This window comes from Pseudomonas cerasi, from assembly GCF_900074915.1.
GTDB classification, from domain to species: Bacteria; Pseudomonadota; Gammaproteobacteria; order Pseudomonadales; family Pseudomonadaceae; genus Aquipseudomonas; species Aquipseudomonas cerasi.
Map to the genome: position 1 here is coordinate 3483928 of NZ_LT222319.1, position 19393 is coordinate 3503320.

The window sequence follows — 19393 nt, forward strand, 5'->3', positions numbered from 1 at the left end:
GCCGGGCTTTTCAGTATAAGCGGCTAATTACTTAGCTTGAGCTTCTACTTCTGCTTCTACGCGACGGTTAACTGCGCGGCCAGCTTCAGTTGCGTTGTCAGCAACTGGACGGGATTCGCCGTAACCAACCGAGTTTACGCGGTTAGCGCCAACACCGTACTGGTTAACCAGAACCTGTTTAACGGCGTTTGCACGACGCTCGGACAGTTTTTGGTTGTAAGCGTCAGGACCGACGGAGTCAGTGTGACCTTCAACAGTGGTGGTGGTCTGTGGGTACTGCTGCATGAAGTCAGCGAGGTTCTTGATGTCGCCGTAGCTGTTAGGCTTGACTACGGATTTGTCGAAATCGAACTTCACGTCCAGCTCAACACGAACCACTTCGGCAACTGCTGGGCAGCCATCAGCGTCAACGGTAACGTTGGCTGGGGTGTCCGGGCACTTGTCGACGTTGTCGCACACGCCGTCGTTGTCGCTGTCGGAGCACACTTCAGCTACTGGAGCTGGCGCTGCTTCAACTTTCTTGCTGCCGCCGCCGAAGTTTACACCGATACCGACGCTAGGCGCCCACTCGGTGTTGCCTTGGTCGATGTTGTACTGAGCTTCAACGCCTGCACGGGCATAGAAGTTGTCAGTGAAGTACAGCTTGGCGCCGCCGCCGATGTTGGCGAAGGTGGAACCGTCACGGCCACGGCGAGCGTCTTGACCGATGCTCTGGTCAGAGAAACCGGCAGATACGTATGGACGCAGCATGTCACCTGGGTTGTTGAAGTGGTACAGAGCGTCCAGAGCAGTGTCTGCGCCCTTGATGTTCTTGCCGCTGTCGCTACGGACGTTGTGGACTTCGTCGTAGCCCAGACGCAGCTCAACATCGTCAGTCAGGAAGTAGCCAACGGAGCCGCCGAACAGGTTGCCGTCGTTTTTGAAGTTACGATCGCTGTCGTAGTACTCTTTCTTGGCGAAGCCTTCGATTTCGACCGCGCCTTGGCCTTGAGCCAGAGCGCCGAACGAAGTTGCGGCAACAATAGTACCAATGGCCAAGCCCAAGGTGTTTTTCAGTTTCATCCGTTAAATCCCCATCTGATGATTATTAAGCAGTCCCACACAGGGGGACAACTCAGCGGCAAGTCTACCAGACCTTGCCAGTTTGTTAGAGATATTTGCACCGTATTAAGTTTCGGCGATTCCCGCAAATTTCTCTCGTAATTTATCTAAAGCCCGCTTGTAACGCATTTTCGTTGCGCTCAAGCCCATGTGCATGATGTCAGCGATTTCCTGGAATTCAAGTTCTGCTACAAACCGCAGCACCAGAATCTCCCGATCGATCGGGTTCACATACACAAGCCAGCGATCAAGTCCGCCCCGTTCTTCAGGTTTGGGCGCCTTTTCTTCCGACGCTTCCTCAAGTGGATCCAGACTCAGCGCGTCCATCAAGCGACGCTTACGCCGTTCCTTCCTGTACTGCGTGATGCATTCATTGTAGGTGATGCTGTACAGCCAGGTTTTAAATTTAGATTTACCTTCAAAATTTTTCAACCCATACAACACTTTAAGCATCACCTCCTGACAGACATCGTCAGCATCGCGATCGTTCCCCAGATAACGTGCACAGACGTTAAAAAGTGTTCTCTGGTAACGGCGCATCAATTCTTCGTAGGCCCGCGTCACATTGAACAGCTCAACGTGGGCGCGCGCAACCAGCTCCTCATCTGAGAGCTCGCGTGGATCGTAGCGCGTCGAAAACGGTTGAGGTTTATTCAAAACAAATCTTGCCGACAGTCAGGTCAGTGTCCGCCATGGCCTGTATCGGCAACCTGGCGGCATACATTAGCAGGTTAACCGCTTAACGGCTGCTTACTCTCTGCTCGAGCAGGATGCGATTGGAAAACGACACCAGCTCCCCCTCGTCTGTCAGCAGCGTTGTCTTGACCGTACCGATTTCCTCGATCTGCCCTTCCGTATCGCCTATCTGTACCTGTTGGCCGACCTGAAACAATTCGCGGACGTAGATTCCGGCAATGATCTGCCCGGCAATTTCGCGACTTCCGAGGCCCAGGGCAAGCGCCACTGTCAGACCAACGGTAATCAACGCAATCACAATAACGTGGTTCAGCAGGTCGGTCTTGACCTCAAGCTGGCTGATGGCGACCGAAATACTGATGATAATGACCAGCCCCTGGGCAATTCGCCCCAGGCCGGCAGAGTAGTCGATCCCTACACCTTCGGCAGCACCGCGCACCAAACCATTGACCAGTTGCGCCAGCAGCACACCGACCAGCAGCACCAGCGCGGCACCAAATACCTTGGGCAAATACAGCGCCAGCATGTCCAGCGTCGCTGAGACCCGCTGCAGGCCCAAAGATTCAGCGGCCGATACGAGAAAGATAAGCAGAACGAACCAGTAGACGACCTTGCCGATCAGCGTGGAGACCGGCACCTTGACGCCAGCGCGGCCGATGATCTTGGTCAGGCCGGTACCGCCGACCAGACGATCAAGGCCCAGCTTGGCCAGTAATTTGGAAAGCAGTGCGTCGAGCAGTTTGGCGACGACAAAACCGAGCAGCACCACAACCAGGGCGCCGAACAGGTTGGGAATGAAGTTTGCGACTTTGGTCCACAATGCAGTCATTGCAGCAAGAAGGCTCTGGGTCCAGAGATTCAATTCCATGCTCAATCAGCCTTATCGATAGAACGCGCACCGTTCGAGGTGCGACGAGAAACGGGAGAGACGTGGGCCGAGCCGTTGTTCACGGCGATCATCAGCGCCTCCGACCAGCGGCCCAGCAAACCGAACAACACACCGGCGCCGACCTGGCGATTGGCGGTTTTCAGGACGCGTCCCAGACATGCGTCATCATCCCGGCTGGAGGATGAAGAATTGAGCATGTCGCGTAAAGATTCTTCAAACGGATCGTGCATCAGGCACCTCACGTAATGTCATTCAAAGACGCGACGCGAAAACAACAAGTCACACAGGCTCGCCAAATAACCATCACAGGCCCGCCCTATACCCAACGCAAACGGCGGAACAACCACCACTGCCCTGCGCCCAGCGCGACGATCAGCAGACAGGCCACCAGGAAGCCGTACGAACTGCTCGACCCCGGAATGCCGCCAACATTAATACCCAGCAGACCGGTGAGAAAACTCATCGGCAGAAAGATACAGGTAATGATCCCGAAGCGGTACATGGTGCGGTTCATGTGCTCGCGCAGGCGCCGGTCCTCGGACTCCAGCAGCAGCCCCACCCGCTCGCGGGTCAGCTCAAGCTCTTCCAGGTAACGGGTCAGGCTATTGTTCAGCTCATTCCAGTAGTCAGCGTCGTCATGCGCAAACCAGGACAGCTTGATGCGTGAAAGCTGGCCATAAATATCCCGCTGCGGCCCGAGGAACCGGCGCAGGCCGGCGGCGCGCCGACGAATATGCAGCAGCTTGCCGTGCTCGGGGCTGTACCATTCGTCGGCATCGTTCTTTTCTTCCTCTTCATCGACCGATTCGGTCAGCTCACCCACCAGATCCTGAACCTTGTCGGTGAGGTGCTGCGCCAGGTGCAGGATCAGCTCCGAGGCGCCCTTCGGGCCTTTGCCCTGCCCCAGCAGCTCAATCAGCTCCTCGGTGGCACGCAACGGACGCAGGCGCAGCGAGATGACTCGCTGCGCGGCGGCGAAGATACGCACCGAGACCATGTCTTCAGGTTCCGCACCGGGATTCAGATTCACGCCGCGCAGAAACAGCAGCAGTTCCTGCTCCGGCAACGGCAGCAAACGCGGCCGGGTGTTCTCTTCCAGCAACAGGTCGCAGGCAAACTCGCTCAGACCGCTGCCGGTGCGCAACCACGCATGTGTCTGCGGGTGACTACGATCCCAATGCAGCCACAGGCTTTCTTCTGGCTGCAATGCAAGGTCCTGCAACTCGGTTCGAGCGATGAAACGCGCCCCACCCTTACCGTCCAAAACGAGGGCATGAACCAGCCCCCACTGCGCGTTTGCTTCATCGAACATGGATACTTCGCTTATTCCGGCATGGTCAGGGGTGATGGGGAAATGATGACGCCATTGTTGTCGGCATACAGGTACTCACCCGGGCGGAACGTCACGCCGCCAAAGGTCACCGGCACATTCAGTTCGCCTATGCCGCGCTTCTCGGTTTTCTTCGGATGACTGGCGAGCGCCTGGACACCCAGGTCGGTCTGGGCGATGACATCCACGTCACGGATGCAGCCGTAGATCAACATGCCTTCCCAGCCGTTCTTGGCAGCCTTGTCTGCCAGCATGTCACCCAGCAACGCGCAACGCAGCGAACCACCGCCGTCGACGACGAGCACCTTGCCCTTGCCGTCGAGCTCGACCTGCTCCCTGACCTTGGAGTTGTCCTCGAAACATTTCAGCGTGACGATCTGGCCACCAAACGAATCGCGGCCGCCAAAATTGCTGAACATCGGCTCCACAACCTGGATCAGGTCCGGATAGGCGTCACACAGATCGGGGGTGAGGTAGTGCATGGGTCAACTCCTGTCATCGGCTATGGGGTCGCGATTGATACAGACGATTTATTGAAACAGACACGACCGGATGAGCATAACCATAGCGACTTTACCGGCTAACTGCCTACCGCGACCTGAAACTCTGCAACCTGTTCAGGAACGGAACGCTCACCCAGCCACTCGATCACTCGCGGCCAGACCTGCTGCTGCGCAGCCTTGCTGACCAGCATCTGCACATGGTCGAAATCCTCGCTGAAGCCGTATTCGCGGCCCAGGCAGAGGAATTGCCTGTGTGCGCTGCCGATCTGCTCGAACAGTTCACGGCAAGCCCACACCGGGTCCTGCTGGTCGCCGGCCGCAGCGACAGCCAGAAGCGGCACCTGAACCGCGCTCAACCCTGCCCACCAGTTGTTGTCACGCTCACCGAAACGTCCGAACAGCCCGTGCCAGCGCATGCTTTCCAGAACCAGACCGATCGGCTCGTCTTCCGGCCCGCGCTTGAAACGCGGGCCGGAAATATGTTCGAAGGACCTCAGCAGCAACTTCGCAGACCATTGCAGTGGCGGGACTTTCAGCGGCCAGTAGGTGCGGCTGACCTGGCTGCCGAACAGCGCCACGGACGCCGCAGTATCAGCACCCAGATACTGACCGCCCAAGGCTGCCGCCAGGCTGGTGCCGCCCAGCGAATGGCCGATCCAGTGCGGTATCTGCCCGCTTTGCTCGACGACGAATGCGGCAATGGCTGGCAAATCGAAACGCGCGTAGTCCGCCACGCAGTTGCTGCGGTAACTCAGGTTGCGAGCCGACAAGCCATGGCCGCGCATTTCGGGAATCCACACGTCATAGCCGGCCCGCGCCAGATACGCACCCAGACCGATGCCCTTGGGCGAATACCAGAAACGCCGGTTGGAAAAGCTACCATGCAGCAGTATGACTGGAGTACCACGCACATCGGGCTGATCGGCGCGCCCTAGCCGGGTCACCGCCAGTTCGACACTGGCGTCGGGACTGTTGGCAGGTTTGAGACGGTAGACGTCCTCGACCAGATCGCCACGACGCTCGGCGCTGATCAAGGCAACGGGAAAAAGCTGGCTGCTGCTCTGCATATCACTCTTTATCTGGCTTGACAGACGGGATGGAACCACGCGCTCCGGGATCTCGCGATGCGCCATAAAAAAGGCGGCTTCCGAAGAAACCGCCTCATTCAAACACCTGAACCACATGACGGCTCAGGCCGCGTTCGCGTCACACGGCGGCCCGCGCCTGCGAGGACCGCGCCTCAGGCGAGCCGCCTGTCAGACAGGCGACTGTGCTTCGGCGAGGAAGAACCAGGTCTCCAGTACCGAGTCGGGGTTGAGCGACACACTCTCGATGCCCTGATCCATCAGCCAGCGTGCCAGATCCGGGTGATCGGAAGGCCCCTGCCCACAGATGCCGATGTACTTGCCGGCCTTGTTGCACGCCTGAATGGCGTTGGACAGAAGCTTCTTGACCGCCGGGTTACGTTCGTCGAACAGGTGGGCGATCACGCCGGAGTCACGGTCGAGACCGAGTGTCAGCTGGGTCAGGTCGTTGGAGCCGATGGAGAAGCCGTCGAAGTACTCAAGGAACTCTTCCGCCAGAATCGCGTTGGACGGCAGCTCGCACATCATAATAATGCGCAGGCCGTTTTCGCCACGCTTCAAGCCGTTGGCGGCCAGCAGATCGATCACCTGACTCGCCTCACCCAGGGTACGGACGAACGGCACCATGATCTCGACGTTGGTCAGGCCCATCTCTTCGCGCACACGCTTGAGCGCACGGCACTCCAGCTCGAAACAGTCACGGAAGTTCTCACTGATATAGCGCGACGCACCGCGAAAGCCCAGCATCGGGTTTTCTTCTTCGGGTTCGTAAAGCTTGCCGCCAATCAGGTTCGCATACTCGTTGGACTTGAAGTCCGAGAGGCGCACGATGACCTTTTTCGGCGTGAACGCGGCGGCCAGGGTGCTGATACCCTCGACCAGCTTGTCGACGTAGAAACCGACCGGATCATGGTAACCGGCGATGCGCTTGTCGACGCTCTCCTTGATTTCCGGTGGCAGCACCGAATAGTTGAGCAACGCCTTGGGGTGCACGCCGATCATGCGGTTGATGATGAACTCCAGACGCGCCAGACCCACCCCGGCATTGGGCAATTGGGCGAAATCGAAGGCACGGTCCGGATTGCCGACGTTCATCATGATCTTGAACGGCAGATCAGGCATTGCATCGACCGAATTGGTCTTGATGTCGAAGCCCAGCTCGCCTTCGAAGATGTAACCGGTGTCGCCCTCGGCGCAGGAGACCGTGACGCCCTGGCCATCCTGAAGGGTCTGCGTGGCATTGCCGCAGCCAACCACTGCCGGGATGCCCAGTTCACGGGCGATGATCGCCGCGTGGCAGGTACGACCGCCACGGTTGGTGACGATTGCACTGGCGCGCTTCATCACCGGCTCCCAGTCCGGGTCGGTCATGTCCGACACCAGCACGTCACCGGGCTGGACCTTGTCCATCTCGGACACGTCCTTGACGATGCGCACCTTGCCCGCGCCGATGCGCTGACCGATAGCACGGCCTTCGACCAGCACCTTGCCGGTCTCCTTGAGCAGATAGCGTTCCATGACGTTGGCCGATGCACGGCTCTTCACCGTTTCCGGACGCGCCTGGACGATGTACAGCTTGCCGTCGTCACCGTCCTTGGCCCACTCGATGTCCATCGGGCACTTGTAGTGCTTTTCGATGATCATCGCCTGTTTGGCCAGTTCGGACACTTCGGCATCGCTCAGACAGAAACGCGCGCGATCGGCAGGCTCGACGTCGATCACCTTGACCGAACGACCGGCCTTGGCTTCTTCGCCGTAAATCATCTTGATCGCCTTGCTGCCCAGATTGCGACGCAGGATCGCCGGGCGGCCAGCCGCCAGCGTGTCCTTGTGCACGTAGAACTCGTCCGGGTTGACGGCGCCCTGCACAACCGTCTCGCCCAGGCCGTAAGCACCGGTGATGAACACCACGTCGCGGAAGCCGGACTCGGTGTCAAGGGTGAACATGACACCGGCCGTACCGGTTTCGGAGCGCACCATACGCTGCACGCCCGCAGACAGCGCGACCAGCTTGTGGTCGAAACCCTGGTGTACGCGGTAGGAAATCGCACGGTCGTTGAACAGTGAAGCAAAAACTTCCTTGGCCGCGCGGATCACGTTCTCGACGCCGCGGATGTTCAGGAAGGTCTCTTGCTGGCCGGCAAACGACGCATCCGGCAAGTCTTCGGCAGTTGCGGAGGAACGCACGGCCACAGCCAGGTTCGGATTACCCGCAGACAGCTCGGCAAACGCAGTACGAATCTGGGCGTTGAGCTGCTCGGGAAACTCGGCTTCCATGATCCACTGACGAATCTGCGCACCCGTGCGGGCCAGCGCGTTGACATCGTCGACGTCAAGGGCGTCCAGCGCAGCATGGATCTGCTCGTTGAGGCCGCTGAGCTCGAGAAAGTCACGGTAGGCCTGGGCGGTAGTCGCGAAGCCGCCGGGCACCGACACACCAGCACCTGCGAGGTTGCTGATCATCTCGCCGAGGGACGAGTTTTTGCCCCCCACGTGCTCTACATCATGGACGCCGAGCTTATCGAGGGAAACTACGTACTCTACCAAGGTGATCTCTCCACTAACTGTGTTTGTTGTTGGGAAAAGCTCATTCACCTGCGCCACATGCGGTGTGGCTTCAGGCGTGTCTGCCCGGACGTACAGATCGGGCGTTGAAAACCGTGCTTCAAAACCAGGTGTGCAAAAAAGCTGCACCTGCGGGCTCTCATGGCAGGCCAGCACGCCTATGATAGCCAGAATTCGTCAACTGCTTAAGGCCTGGGGCAAAAATGAAACGATCCGCTTTTTTCATCTCGGACGGCACGGGTATCACCGCCGAAACCCTGGGCCAGAGCCTGTTGGCACAATTTGAAAACATTACGTTCAACAAGTTCACCAGGCCCTATATCGACAGTGTCGAGAAGGCGCGGGCGATGGTACAACAAATCAATAATGCCGCCGACAAGGACGATGTGCGGCCGATCATCTTCGACACCATCGTCAATCAGGACATTCGCGAGATTCTGGCGACGTCCAATGGCTTCATGATCGATATCTTTTCGACCTTCCTGGCCCCGCTGGAGCAGGAGCTTAGTTCACACTCGTCCTACTCCGTGGGTAAATCGCATTCCATCGGGCATAACTCCAATTACATGGAGCGCATCGAGGCGGTCAACTTCGCGCTGGACAACGATGATGGCGCACGGACGCATTATTACGACAAGGCCGACATTATCCTCGTCGGCGTCTCGCGCTGCGGCAAAACCCCGACCTGTCTGTACATGGCCATGCAGTTCGGTATCCGGGCCGCCAACTATCCGCTGACCGAAGATGACATGGAGAGGCTGCAGCTGCCTGCGGCGCTCAAGCAGCATCGCGAAAAGCTCTTCGGCCTGACCATCGACCCGGACCGTCTCACCGCGATTCGCCACGAGCGCAAGCCCAATAGCCGCTACTCCAGCTACGCGCAGTGCGAGTTCGAGGTGCGCGAGGTGGAAAGCCTGTTCCGCCGCGAGAACATCGCGCACATCAACTCCACGCATTTTTCGGTGGAAGAAATCTCCGCCAAGGTGCTGGTCGAAAAAGGCGTGGAGCGACGTTTCAAATAGACGCTGCGGTCACCCCGCCAAACTGACCACTTCACTCGCCTGACTGCGGCACACGTACCCAGCCTTCCATCAGCACTCGGGCGCTGCGGCTCATCAGGGCCTTGGTGACTTTCCAGTCATCGCCCTCCTGAACAGCCTGGGCGCCGACTCGCAAGGTGCCGGAGGGATGGCCAAAGCTGACCGCACTGCGCGCCTGACCGCCAGCGGCCAGATTGACCAGCGTGCCCGGAATGGCTGCTGCCGTACCGATGGCTACCGCAGCCGTACCCATCATCGCGTGGTGCAGCTTGCCCATCGACACGGCGCGCACCAACAGCTCGATATCCTGCGCAGCGACAGGCTTGCCACTCGACGCCAGGTAATCGGCAGGCGCCGCCACAAAAGCCACTTTGGGTGTGTGCTGGCGTGCGGCAGCTTCATCGATATTGCCAATCAGGCCCATCCGCACCGCACCGTAGGCGCGGATGGCCTCCAGACGGGCCAGCGCCTGCGGGTCAGCGTTGATATCGCCCTGCAACTCAGTGCCGGTGTAGCCGATGTCAGCAGCGTTGACAAAAATCGTCGGAATGCCGGCATTGATCATGGTCGCTTTCAGAAGGCCGATACCGGGCACTTCCAGATCGTCCACCAGATTGCCAGTGGGGAACATCGAGCCGCCCGCGCCCTCTTCGTCCGCCGCCGGGTCAAGAAACTCCAGTGGCACTTCGGCTGCCGGGAAGGTCACGCCATCCAGCTCGAAATCGCCGGTTTCCTGCACCGCGCCGTTGCAGATCGGCACATGGGCGATGATGGTCTTACCGATGTTGGCCTGCCAGATACGCACCACCGCAACGCCGTCCTGCGGAACGCGGTCAGGGTCGACCAGACCGCTCGTAATCGCGAATGGCCCCACGGCCGCTGACAGGTTGCCGCAATTGCCGCTCCAGTCGACAAACGGCTTGTCGATGGACACCTGGCCGAACAGGTAATCGACATCGTGGTCGGGCCTGCTGCTGCGCGACACAATCACGCTCTTGCTGGTACTCGACGTCGCGCCGCCCATGCCATCGATCTGCTTTTCATAGGGGTCAGGGCTGCCGATGACCCGCAACAGCAACGCATCCCGCGCCGATCCCGGAATCTGTGCGGCTTCAGGCAGATCCGTCAGCCTGAAAAACACACCCTTGCTGGTGCCACCACGCATGTAGGTGGCCGGGATGCGGATCTGGGGTAAATGCGCCATGAATTTGTTGTCCTGTTCAAAGAGCGCGCTGCGCGCTCAAAATCGGACGCAGAGCGTTCAGAACTGCATGCCCACGCGGAGCATGAGCACGATAGTGCTCTTGCGCACGCTTATCGTTCTTCACGCTCCAGCGTAGCTACGATGCAGTAGCCTCCAGAAAATCCTGAGCAAAACGCTGCAACACGCCGCCCGCCTCATAAATAGAAAGCTCTTCAGCAGTGTCCAGACGGCATGTCACCGGCACCTCGACGCGTTCGCCGTTACGGCGCTGAATCACCAGCGTCAATGTCGCGCGCGGTGTGCGCTGGCCGATCACATCGAAGGTTTCGCTGCCATCGATACCCAGAGTCAGACGGCTGGTGCCGGGCTTGAACTCCAGCGGCAGCACGCCCATGCCGACCAGGTTGGTGCGGTGAATACGCTCGAAACCTTCTGCAGCAATCGCTTCGACGCCCGCCAGCCTGACGCCTTTGGCCGCCCAGTCACGGGACGAGCCCTGCCCATAGTCGGCACCGGCAATAATGATCAACGGCTGCTTGCGCGCCATGTAGGTTTCGATGGCTTCCCACATGCGCGTGACCACGCCTTCGGGTTCGATGCGGGTCAGCGAGCCTTTCCTGACCTTGCCATCGACCACTGCCATCTCGTTGACCAGTTGCGGGTTGGCAAAGGTCGCGCGCTGGGCGGTCAGGTGGTCGCCCCGATGGGTCGCATAGGAGTTGAAGTCTTCTTCCGGCAATCCCATTTTCGCCAGGTACTCGCCCGCCGCACTGTCGAGCATGATCGCGTTGGACGGCGACAGGTGATCGGTGGTGATGTTGTCCGGCAGCACGGCGAGAGCCCGCATGCCCTTGAGCGTACGTTCTCCGGCCAATGCGCCTTCCCAGTAGGGCGGGCGACGGATGTAGGTGCTCATCGGACGCCAGTCGTACAGCGGCTCGACCTTCGGCCCGGTGTGCTCTTCGATGGCAAACATCGGGATATAAACCTGACGGAACTGCTCGGGCTTGACCGACGCCTGCACGACCGCATCAATCTCTTCATCGCTCGGCCAGATGTCCTTGAGACGGATTTCCCGGCCCTCGGCGACGCCCAGCACATCGTTTTCTATATCGAAGCGGATGGTCCCGGCAATGGCATACGCCACCACCAGGGGCGGCGAAGCCAGAAAGGCCTGTTTGGCATAGGGGTGAATACGCCCGTCGAAATTACGGTTACCGGACAAGACCGCCGTGGCGTACAGGTCGCGGTCGATGATTTCCTGCTGGATCAGCGGATCGAGCGCGCCGGACATGCCATTGCAGGTGGTGCAGGCAAAGGCCACGACGCCAAAACCCAGTTGCTCCAGCTCCGAGGTCAGCCCTGCTGCGTCCAGGTATAGCGCCACGGTTTTCGAGCCGGGTGCCAGCGATGATTTCACCCACGGCTTGCGCAGCAGCCCCAGGCGGTTGGCGTTGCGTGCCAGCAGACCGGCGGCAATGACGTTGCGCGGGTTGCTGGTGTTAGTGCAACTGGTGATCGCCGCGATGATCACCGCGCCGTCGGGCATCTGCCCCGGCACCTCGTCCCATTGCCCAGCAATACCTCTGGCCGCCAGATCGGCGGTGGCAACCCGCGCATGAGGGTTGGAGGGCCCGGCCATGTTGCGCACCACACTGGACAGGTCGAAACTCAGCACCCGCTCGTAGTGCACCTCGCTGAGGCTGTCCGACCAAAGGCCAGTGTGCCGGGCATACAGCTCGACCAGTTTGACCTGCTCGTCCTCGCGCCCTGTCAAACGCAGGTAGTCGATGGTTTGCGAGTCAATGGAGAACATCGCCGCCGTCGCGCCGTATTCAGGCGCCATGTTGGAGATCGTCGCCCGGTCGCCCAGGGTCAGGCTCGACGCGCCTGCGCCATAGAACTCCAGGTAAGCGCCAACCACCTTCTGTTGGCGCAGGTATTCGGTCAGCGCGAGCACTACGTCGGTGGCGGTGATGCCTGGCTGGCGGCGCCCGGTCAGTTCGACACCAATGATGTCCGGCAGGCGCATCCACGAGGCGCGCCCGAGCATGACGTTTTCGGCCTCGAGCCCGCCGACGCCGATGGCAATCACGCCGAGGGCGTCGACGTGCGACGTGTGGCTGTCCGTGCCCACCAGTGTGTCGGGAAAGGCTACGCCGTCGAGCACCTGCACCACCGGCGACATTTTCTCCAGATTGATCTGGTGCATGATGCCGTTGCCCGGCGGGATCACTTCGACGTTCTTGAACGCCTGCTTGGTCCAGTCAATGAAATGAAAACGGTCTTCGTTGCGACGGTCTTCAATGGCGCGGTTCTTGGCGAACGCCTGCGGGTCGTTACCGTCGGACTCCACTGCCAGCGAGTGGTCGACGATCAATTGCACCGGAACCACCGGGTTGACCAGCGCAGGATCGCCACCCTGCGAAGCGATCGCGTCGCGCAGTCCGGCAAGGTCGACCAACGCGGTCTGACCCAGAATGTCGTGGCAGACCACACGTGCCGGGAACCAGGGAAAATCCAGATCACGCTTGCGCTCGATGAGCTGGGTCAACGAGGCATTCAAGGTCGCCGGATCACAACGGCGCACCAGGTTCTCGGCCAGCACCCGCGAGGTGTAGGGCAGCGTGGCATAGGCGCCGGGCTTGAGCGCCTCGACGGCCGCCCGAGCGTCGAAATAATCCAGTCGGGTGCCAGGGAGCGGTTTGCGAAATTCACTGTTCATTGCGGGACTCGATCACGGAGTGTTCGGAATACGGGTGGGGAGCTCGTCGGCGGCTCCCCTGCCCCATTTTCAGCGCTGTTCCAAGGGTACGAACGCGCGCTGTTCGACGCCGATGTACTCGGCGCTCGGGCGAATGATGCGGTTATTGGCACGCTGTTCGAAAACGTGAGCGGCCCAGCCGGTCAGGCGTGAGCAGACGAAGATCGGGGTGAACAGCTTGGTCGGGATGCCCATGAAGTGATACGCCGACGCATGGTAGAAGTCGGCGTTGGGGAACAGTTTCTTCTGCTCCCACATGACCTTGTCGATAGCCTCGGAAACCGGGAACAGCACCGTATCGCCCACTTCGTCAGCGAGTTTCTTCGACCAGCCCTTGATCACCTCGTTGCGCGGGTCGGACTCCTTGTAGATCGCATGGCCAAAGCCCATGATCTTTTCCTTGCGTTCCAGCATGCCCAGCGTGCCTTTGGTGGCCTCTTCAGCCGAGGCGAAGCGCTGAATCATTTCCATTGCAGCCTCGTTGGCACCACCGTGCAGCGGGCCGCGCAAGGTGCCGATGGCGGCTGTGACGCAGGAATACAGGTTCGACAGCGTCGACGCGCAGACGCGGGCGGTGAAGGTCGAGGCATTGAATTCGTGCTCGGCGTACAGAATCAGCGAGACGTCCATGACCTTGCGGTGCAGTTCGCTGGGCGCCTTGTCGAGCAACAGGTGCAGAAAATGCCCGCCGATGGAGTCTTCTGCGGAGGTGCAGTCGATACGCTTGCCGTCATGACTGAAGCGATACCAGTAGCACATGATCGCCGGGAACGCTGCGAGCAGACGGTCGGTTGAGTCGCGCTGCTGATCGAAGCTGCGCTCCGGCTCCAGGGTGCCGAGCATGGAGGCACCCGTGCGCATGACATCCATCGGGTGAGTGTCGGCGGGTATGCGCTCCAGCACTTCCTTCAAGGCCTGCGGCAGGTCGCGCAGGCCCTTGAGTTTGTCCATATAGGCAGACAATTCGGCTTTATCAGGCAGTTCGCCGTACAGCAGCAGATAGGCAACTTCTTCAAAGCGAGCTTCGGCGGCCAGATCGCGCACATCATAGCCGCGATAGGTCAGCCCGGCACCGGCCATGCCCACCGTGGACAACGCCGTCTGCCCGGCCACCTGCCCGCGTAGTCCGGCACCACTCAATACTTTTGCTTCAGCCATGGTTTTCTCCAATTTTGTTTTTGTATGACTGGACGCGGAGCGCGGGGACGAGTGTCAGCCTGCCCCTTTCAGCCCTTCTTCTGCGCAAACAGCGCATCCAGCTTCTTCTCGAATGTGTGGTAATCGATCGCGTCATACAGCTCCATGCGCGTCTGCATGCTGTCGATCACGTTTTTCTGGCTGCCGTCACGGCGGATCGCGCCGTAGACATTTTCCGCAGCCTTGTTCATCGCACGGAATGCGGAAAGCGGGTACAGCACCAGCGACACGTCCGCCTCGCGCAGCTCATCGACCGTAAACAACGGCGTGGCGCCAAACTCGGTGATGTTGGCGAGGATCGGCACGCCTGCACGGTTGGCGAATTGCTTGTACATTGCCAGTTCGGTGATGGCCTCGGGGAACACCATACCCGCGCCGGCTTCAATACAGGCAGCGGCACGCTCCAGCGCCGACTCCAGCCCTTCAACCGCCAACGCATCGGTACGCGCCATGATTACGAAGCTGTTGTCAGTCCGGGCATCCACGGCAGCCTTGATCCGGTCGACCATTTCCTGCTGAGAGACAATTTCCTTGTTGGGACGATGCCCGCAACGCTTGGCACCCACCTGATCCTCAATGTGAATCGCCGCCGCTCCGGCCTTGATCATCGAGCGCACGGTACGCGCCACATTGAAAGCCGAAGAACCGAAACCGGTGTCGACATCCACCAGCAACGGCAGGTCGCAAACGTCGGTGATACGCCGCACATCGATCAGCACGTCTTCAAGACCGGTGATTCCCAGGTCCGGAATGCCCAGTGATCCCGCCGCGACTCCGCCGCCAGATAGATAAATGGCCTTGAACCCGGCACGTTTGGCGAGCAGTGCGTGGTTGGCATTGATCGCGCCGACCACTTGCAGCGGCTGTTCGCTGGCGACTGCGTCGCGGAAACGCTGGCCGGGAGTGCTGTTGTTATGACTCATTGTGTACCTCGGTCGGAAGTCGTCTGGGAAGCCGCCTGATAATGGCGCTCGATGTTGCGTCTGGACGCGCCGATATGGCGGCGCATCAACAATTCGGCCAGCTCACCGTCGCGGTCGGCGATAGCGTCGAGAATGCGGTGATGTTCGGCAAAAGCCTGGCGAGGCCGGTTGGGCGTGGTGGAATACTGAATGCGGTACATGCGCACCAGCTGGTAGAGCTCACCACAGAGCATCTGGCTGAGGGTGCGATTGCCGCTGCCCTGGATGATGCGGTAGTGGAAGTCGAAATCACCCTCTTGCTGGTAATAGCCGATACCTGCCTGAAAGGCGGCATCGCGCTCATGGGTATCCAGAACGCCGCGCAGCTCGTCGATTTCGGCCTGGGTCATGCGTTCGGCGGCCAGACGACAGGCCATACCCTCCAGTGACTCGCGAATTTCATAGAGTTCGATCAGTTCGGCATGACTGAGCGACACCACCCGGGCGCCCACATGCGGCACACGAACCACCAGTCGCTGCCCTTCGAGCCGGTGAATCGCCTCACGCAGCGGCCCGCGACTGATGCCATAGGTGCGAGCCAGTTCCGGCTCGGAAATCTTGCTGCCGGGGGCAATCTCGCCTTTCACGATAGCCGATTGAATGCGTCGGAAAACGTTCTCGGAGAGGGTTTCCGAGTCGTCGGCAACCGTCATTGTTTTTTCGACCACATTCAGCATTGTCGACACCTCACGGCTATATGCGCTCAAATCTAGTCATATTTAGTCAATCCGTCAAAGCCAAACCCAGCATTGTCGACAATCAGTCAAAGCGGGTGAACTCTGCTCGACAAAGCAACCTGAACAGCTACACAGGTTGATCACTGGCAGCCGCAGGGCTTCATGCTAGAATGCGTCGCGTCCGTACAGCGCGCTCCGCAGCGGAGCCAGCGACTGCGAACCGCATGCCCTACCATCATCAGGTCAATTCCATTTGCGCCCTGACCCTGAAGTTGTTCGCTCATCGCGCCAGGATTTATGAGACTGACTACCCTCCCCACACTGCTCAGCCTTCTGTTTTTGCCCGGCCTGACCCTGGCCGCCAACAAGACAGTCTATGGCTCAACGAATACGCCCGGCTGATCGAAATCGATATCGAGATCGCCGCCAAGCTCGACACCGGTGCCAAGACCGCCTCGCTGAGCGCCCGCGACATCAAACATTTCAAGCGCGATGGCGAAAGCTGGGTGCGTTTCTATCTGGCCAGCGACAGCAAGCATGTACACCCCATCGAACGCCCCCTGGCGCGGGTCAGCAAGATCAAGCGGCGTGCCGACGATCTCGACCCGGATGACGACAATCGCTATTCGTCACGCCCGGTGATCAGCCTCGATATCTGCATGGGTGAATCTTTACGCACCATAGAAGTGAACTTGACTGACCGAAGTGCTTTCCAATACCCGCTTTTGATCGGCTCCGAAGCCTTGAAACGCTTTGATGCGCTGGTCGATCCAAGTCTTAAATATGCGGCAGGGAAGCCCGGCTGCGCTTCCGTCGCTCAAAACGCAGAGTAAATCCATGCGCTCTCTTACACTCCATCTGAAGATCCTGATCACTGCCCTGGTGACCCTCGGCATCGCGATCACGGCCTATCAGATTCTGGCGCTGGGCATACCCGTCAGCGAAGACGAAACCGATGACCTGTGGAATATCGACGCCAAAGTCGAATTCGTCGCCAATCCCAAGGATTCGGTGAAGGTACAGATGTTCGTGCCGCCGCTCGCCCACGACTACATCAGCCTCAATGAAAGCTTCATCTCGAACAATTACGGCGTCAGCGTCAACCGCGCCGACGGCAACCGCAAGGTCACCTGGTCGGCCCGTCGCGCCACCGGCAACCAGACCCTCTACTACCGACTGGTGCTGACCAAGCGTTACAGCGGTGAAAAACCCAAGGTCAAAGGGCCTATCTTTCGCGACAGCATGACCGTCGAAGGCCCGGAAAAGATCGCCGCCGAAGCACTGCTGGCGCCCATTCGCCAGCATTCGGCGGACGTGGAGACCTTCATCACCGAGGCCATCAAGCGCGTCAACAACCTGAATGACGATAACGTGAAACTGCTGCTGGCCGGTGATAACTCGGCGTCCAACAAGGCTCGGGTCACCGAACTGCTGCTGTCGATCGCCCACGTACCGCTGGAAAAAGCCCACACCATTCGCCTGGATGCCGAGCAGCAGACACCGGAACTCTGGCTGCGCAGCTTCAACGGCAAGGAATGGCTGTACTTCAATCCCGACACCGGCGAAGCCGGCCTGCCGGATGACCGCCTGCTCTGGTGGACCGGCGAGGAAGGCCTGGTCAGCGTCGAAGGCGGCAAGAAGGTGCAAGTCACGTTCAGCCTCAACAACAGTGAAATGAACGCGATGCGGCTCGCCAAACTGACCGACGCCAGCACCGATTCGGACTTCCTGGCCTATTCGCTGTACGGCTTGCCGCTGCAAACCCAGCAGACCTTCATGATCATGGTCATGATCCCAATTGGCGTGCTGGTCATCCTGATCCTGCGCAACCTGATTGGCCTGCAGACACTGGGCACCTTCACCCCCGTGCTGATTGCGCTGGCATTCCGTGAAACGCAACTGGGCTTCGGCATTGCACTGTTTACCGTGATCACGGCGCTGGGCCTGTCCCTGCGCTCGTATCTGGAGCACCTGAAACTGCAAATGCTGCCGCGCCTGTCGGTGGTACTGACCTTCGTCGTGGTACTGATCGCGGCCATCAGCCTGTTCAGCCACAAGCTCGGGCTGGAGCGCGGCCTGTCGGTTGCGCTGTTCCCGATGGTGATTCTGACCATGACCATCGAGCGCCTGTCGATCACCTGGGAAGAGCGTGGTGGCAGCCATGCCATGAAGGTCGCCATCGGTACGCTGTTCGCCGCGTCGCTGGCGCACCTGATCATGAGCGTGCCGGAACTGACCTATTTCGTCTTCACCTTCCCCGCAGTGCTGCTGATACTGGTCGGCTTCATGCTGGCAATGGGCAGATACCGTGGCTACCGGCTGACAGAACTGATGCGCTTCAAGGCATTCCTGAAAGAGGAAAAGGCCAAGTGATCGGCTGGTGGAAGACCTGGAAGGCGCTCGAAGCGCGCGGCATCATGGGCATCAATCGACGTAACGCCGACTATGTGCTCAAGTACAACAAGCGCAGCCTCTATCCGATCGTCGATGACAAGATCATCACCAAGGAGCGGGCCATCGCCGCAGGCATTCATGTGCCGGAGATGTACGGCGTGATTTCCACGGAAAAGGAAATCGACAGGCTCGACGAGATCATCGGCGCGCACCGCGACTTCGTGATCAAACCTGCACAGGGCGCAGGCGGCGATGGCATTCTGGTGATCGCCGACCGTTTCGAGGAACGCTTTCGCACCGTCTCGGGACGCATCATCAGCCACTCGGAAATCGAGCACCAGGTGTCCAGCATTCTCACTGGCCTGTATTCCCTGGGCGGTCACCGCGACCGGGCGCTGATCGAGTACCGGGTCGTACCGGACCCGATCTTCAAAAGCATCAGTTACGAAGGTGTACCGGACATCCGCATCATCGTGCTGATGGGTTATCCGGTGATGGCCATGCTGCGCTTGCCTACCCGTCAATCAGGCGGCAAGGCTAACCTCCACCAAGGCGCCATTGGCGTAGGTGTGGACCTGGCCACCGGTGTCACCCTGCAAGGCACGTGGCTGAACAACATCATCAGCAAGCACCCGGACACCACCCACTCGGTGGATGGCGTGCAATTGCCCAACTGGGACGGCTTCATGAAGCTTGCCGCCGAGTGCTACGAGTTATGCGGTCTGGGCTATATCGGCGTCGACATGGTGCTGGACCAGGACAAAGGCCCGCTGATTCTGGAGCTCAACGCCCGTCCCGGCCTAAACATCCAGATCGCCAACGACAGTGGCTTGACCCATCGCACTCAGGCCGTCGAGGCGCGTCTGGAGCAACTGGCTCTTGAAGGACGCCACGAATCGGCGCAGGAGCGGGTCAGCTTTGTCCAGGACCTGTTCGGTCACGTGCCCGGCGCCTGAACCGACATACCGCTAGGACTGCCGCACCGG

The 19393-nt window shown here is 59.7% G+C and carries 16 protein-coding genes and 1 pseudogene; 4 read left to right on the plus strand and 13 right to left on the minus strand.

From position 1 onward, the window contains the following. Positions 1–27: 27 nt before the first annotated feature. From PCPL58_RS18000 to ppsA, 8 genes are all read right to left on the minus strand, one after another. The gene (locus PCPL58_RS18000) at positions 28–1062 is read right to left on the minus strand and encodes an OmpA family protein (RefSeq protein ID WP_003366856.1); all 1035 of its coding nucleotides are present in this window, start codon (positions 1060–1062) and stop codon (positions 28–30) included. A gap of 105 nt (positions 1063–1167) precedes the next feature. Next, positions 1168–1758 carry an RNA polymerase sigma factor SigX gene (gene sigX / locus PCPL58_RS18005; RefSeq protein WP_003315686.1) on the minus strand — a complete coding sequence of 197 codons (591 nt, stop codon included), beginning with the start codon at positions 1756–1758 and terminating at the stop codon, positions 1168–1170. 82 nt (positions 1759–1840) lie between these two features. Next, positions 1841–2665 carry a mechanosensitive ion channel family protein gene (locus PCPL58_RS18010; protein WP_003315687.1) on the minus strand — a complete coding sequence of 275 codons (825 nt, stop codon included), beginning with the start codon at positions 2663–2665 and terminating at the stop codon, positions 1841–1843. Positions 2666–2667: 2 nt separating this feature from the next. Then, complete coding sequence (locus tag PCPL58_RS18015; RefSeq protein WP_065350074.1) at positions 2668–2916, minus strand: CrfX protein; 249 nt, start codon at positions 2914–2916, stop codon at positions 2668–2670. A gap of 86 nt (positions 2917–3002) precedes the next feature. Continuing rightward, positions 3003–3998, minus strand: a complete 996-nt coding sequence (locus PCPL58_RS18020; protein WP_003366851.1) for a zinc transporter ZntB — start codon at positions 3996–3998, stop codon at positions 3003–3005. A gap of 11 nt (positions 3999–4009) precedes the next feature. Continuing rightward, positions 4010–4498, minus strand: coding sequence for a ribonuclease E activity regulator RraA (gene rraA / locus PCPL58_RS18025; protein ID WP_003366849.1), 489 nt, complete (start codon positions 4496–4498; stop codon positions 4010–4012). Between the two features lie 98 nt (positions 4499–4596). Next, the gene (locus PCPL58_RS18030) at positions 4597–5586 is read right to left on the minus strand and encodes an alpha/beta fold hydrolase (protein WP_003433044.1); all 990 of its coding nucleotides are present in this window, start codon (positions 5584–5586) and stop codon (positions 4597–4599) included. Between the two features lie 189 nt (positions 5587–5775). Beyond that, the gene (gene ppsA / locus PCPL58_RS18035; protein ID WP_065350075.1) at positions 5776–8151 is read right to left on the minus strand and encodes a phosphoenolpyruvate synthase; all 2376 of its coding nucleotides are present in this window, start codon (positions 8149–8151) and stop codon (positions 5776–5778) included. A gap of 221 nt (positions 8152–8372) precedes the next feature. On the opposite strand from ppsA, the gene ppsR reads away from it, so the two are divergent. Further along, complete coding sequence (gene ppsR / locus PCPL58_RS18040; protein WP_003347114.1) at positions 8373–9191, plus strand: posphoenolpyruvate synthetase regulatory kinase/phosphorylase PpsR; 819 nt, start codon at positions 8373–8375, stop codon at positions 9189–9191. Positions 9192–9222: 31 nt separating this feature from the next. On the opposite strand, the gene prpF is transcribed toward ppsR, so the two are convergent. From prpF to PCPL58_RS18065, 5 genes are all read right to left on the minus strand, one after another. Then, positions 9223–10413 carry a 2-methylaconitate cis-trans isomerase PrpF gene (gene prpF, locus PCPL58_RS18045; protein ID WP_065350076.1) on the minus strand — a complete coding sequence of 397 codons (1191 nt, stop codon included), beginning with the start codon at positions 10411–10413 and terminating at the stop codon, positions 9223–9225. Between the two features lie 136 nt (positions 10414–10549). After that, positions 10550–13138 carry a Fe/S-dependent 2-methylisocitrate dehydratase AcnD gene (gene acnD / locus PCPL58_RS18050; protein ID WP_065350077.1) on the minus strand — a complete coding sequence of 863 codons (2589 nt, stop codon included), beginning with the start codon at positions 13136–13138 and terminating at the stop codon, positions 10550–10552. Positions 13139–13207: 69 nt separating this feature from the next. Then, a complete protein-coding gene (gene prpC / locus PCPL58_RS18055; protein ID WP_065350078.1) occupies positions 13208–14335 on the minus strand; it encodes a bifunctional 2-methylcitrate synthase/citrate synthase in 1128 nt (375 codons plus the stop codon). 68 nt (positions 14336–14403) lie between these two features. Further along, on the minus strand, positions 14404–15297 hold the full coding sequence (gene prpB, locus PCPL58_RS18060; RefSeq protein WP_065350079.1) for a methylisocitrate lyase: 894 nt from the start codon (positions 15295–15297) through the stop codon (positions 14404–14406). Then, positions 15294–16013, minus strand: a complete 720-nt coding sequence (locus tag PCPL58_RS18065) for a GntR family transcriptional regulator (protein WP_003433052.1) — start codon at positions 16011–16013, stop codon at positions 15294–15296. The genes prpB and PCPL58_RS18065 overlap by 4 nt, the downstream gene beginning before the upstream one ends. Before the next feature lie 297 nt (positions 16014–16310). On the opposite strand from PCPL58_RS18065, the pseudogene rloA reads away from it, so the two are divergent. The 3 genes and pseudogenes from rloA (at position 16311) to PCPL58_RS18080 (ending at position 19363) form a co-directional block, all read left to right on the plus strand. Continuing rightward, positions 16311–16846 (plus strand): annotated as a pseudogene (gene rloA, locus PCPL58_RS18070) (retropepsin-like aspartic peptidase RloA). Between the two features lie 4 nt (positions 16847–16850). Continuing rightward, positions 16851–18386: an osmotic stress tolerance membrane protein RloB gene (gene rloB, locus PCPL58_RS18075; RefSeq protein ID WP_003433053.1), complete on the plus strand. Its 1536-nt coding sequence runs from the start codon at positions 16851–16853 to the stop codon at positions 18384–18386. Further along, positions 18386–19363 carry an alpha-L-glutamate ligase-like protein gene (locus PCPL58_RS18080; RefSeq protein WP_161428781.1) on the plus strand — a complete coding sequence of 326 codons (978 nt, stop codon included), beginning with the start codon at positions 18386–18388 and terminating at the stop codon, positions 19361–19363. The genes rloB and PCPL58_RS18080 overlap by 1 nt, the downstream gene beginning before the upstream one ends. The last annotated feature ends 30 nt before the right edge of the window (positions 19364–19393 follow it).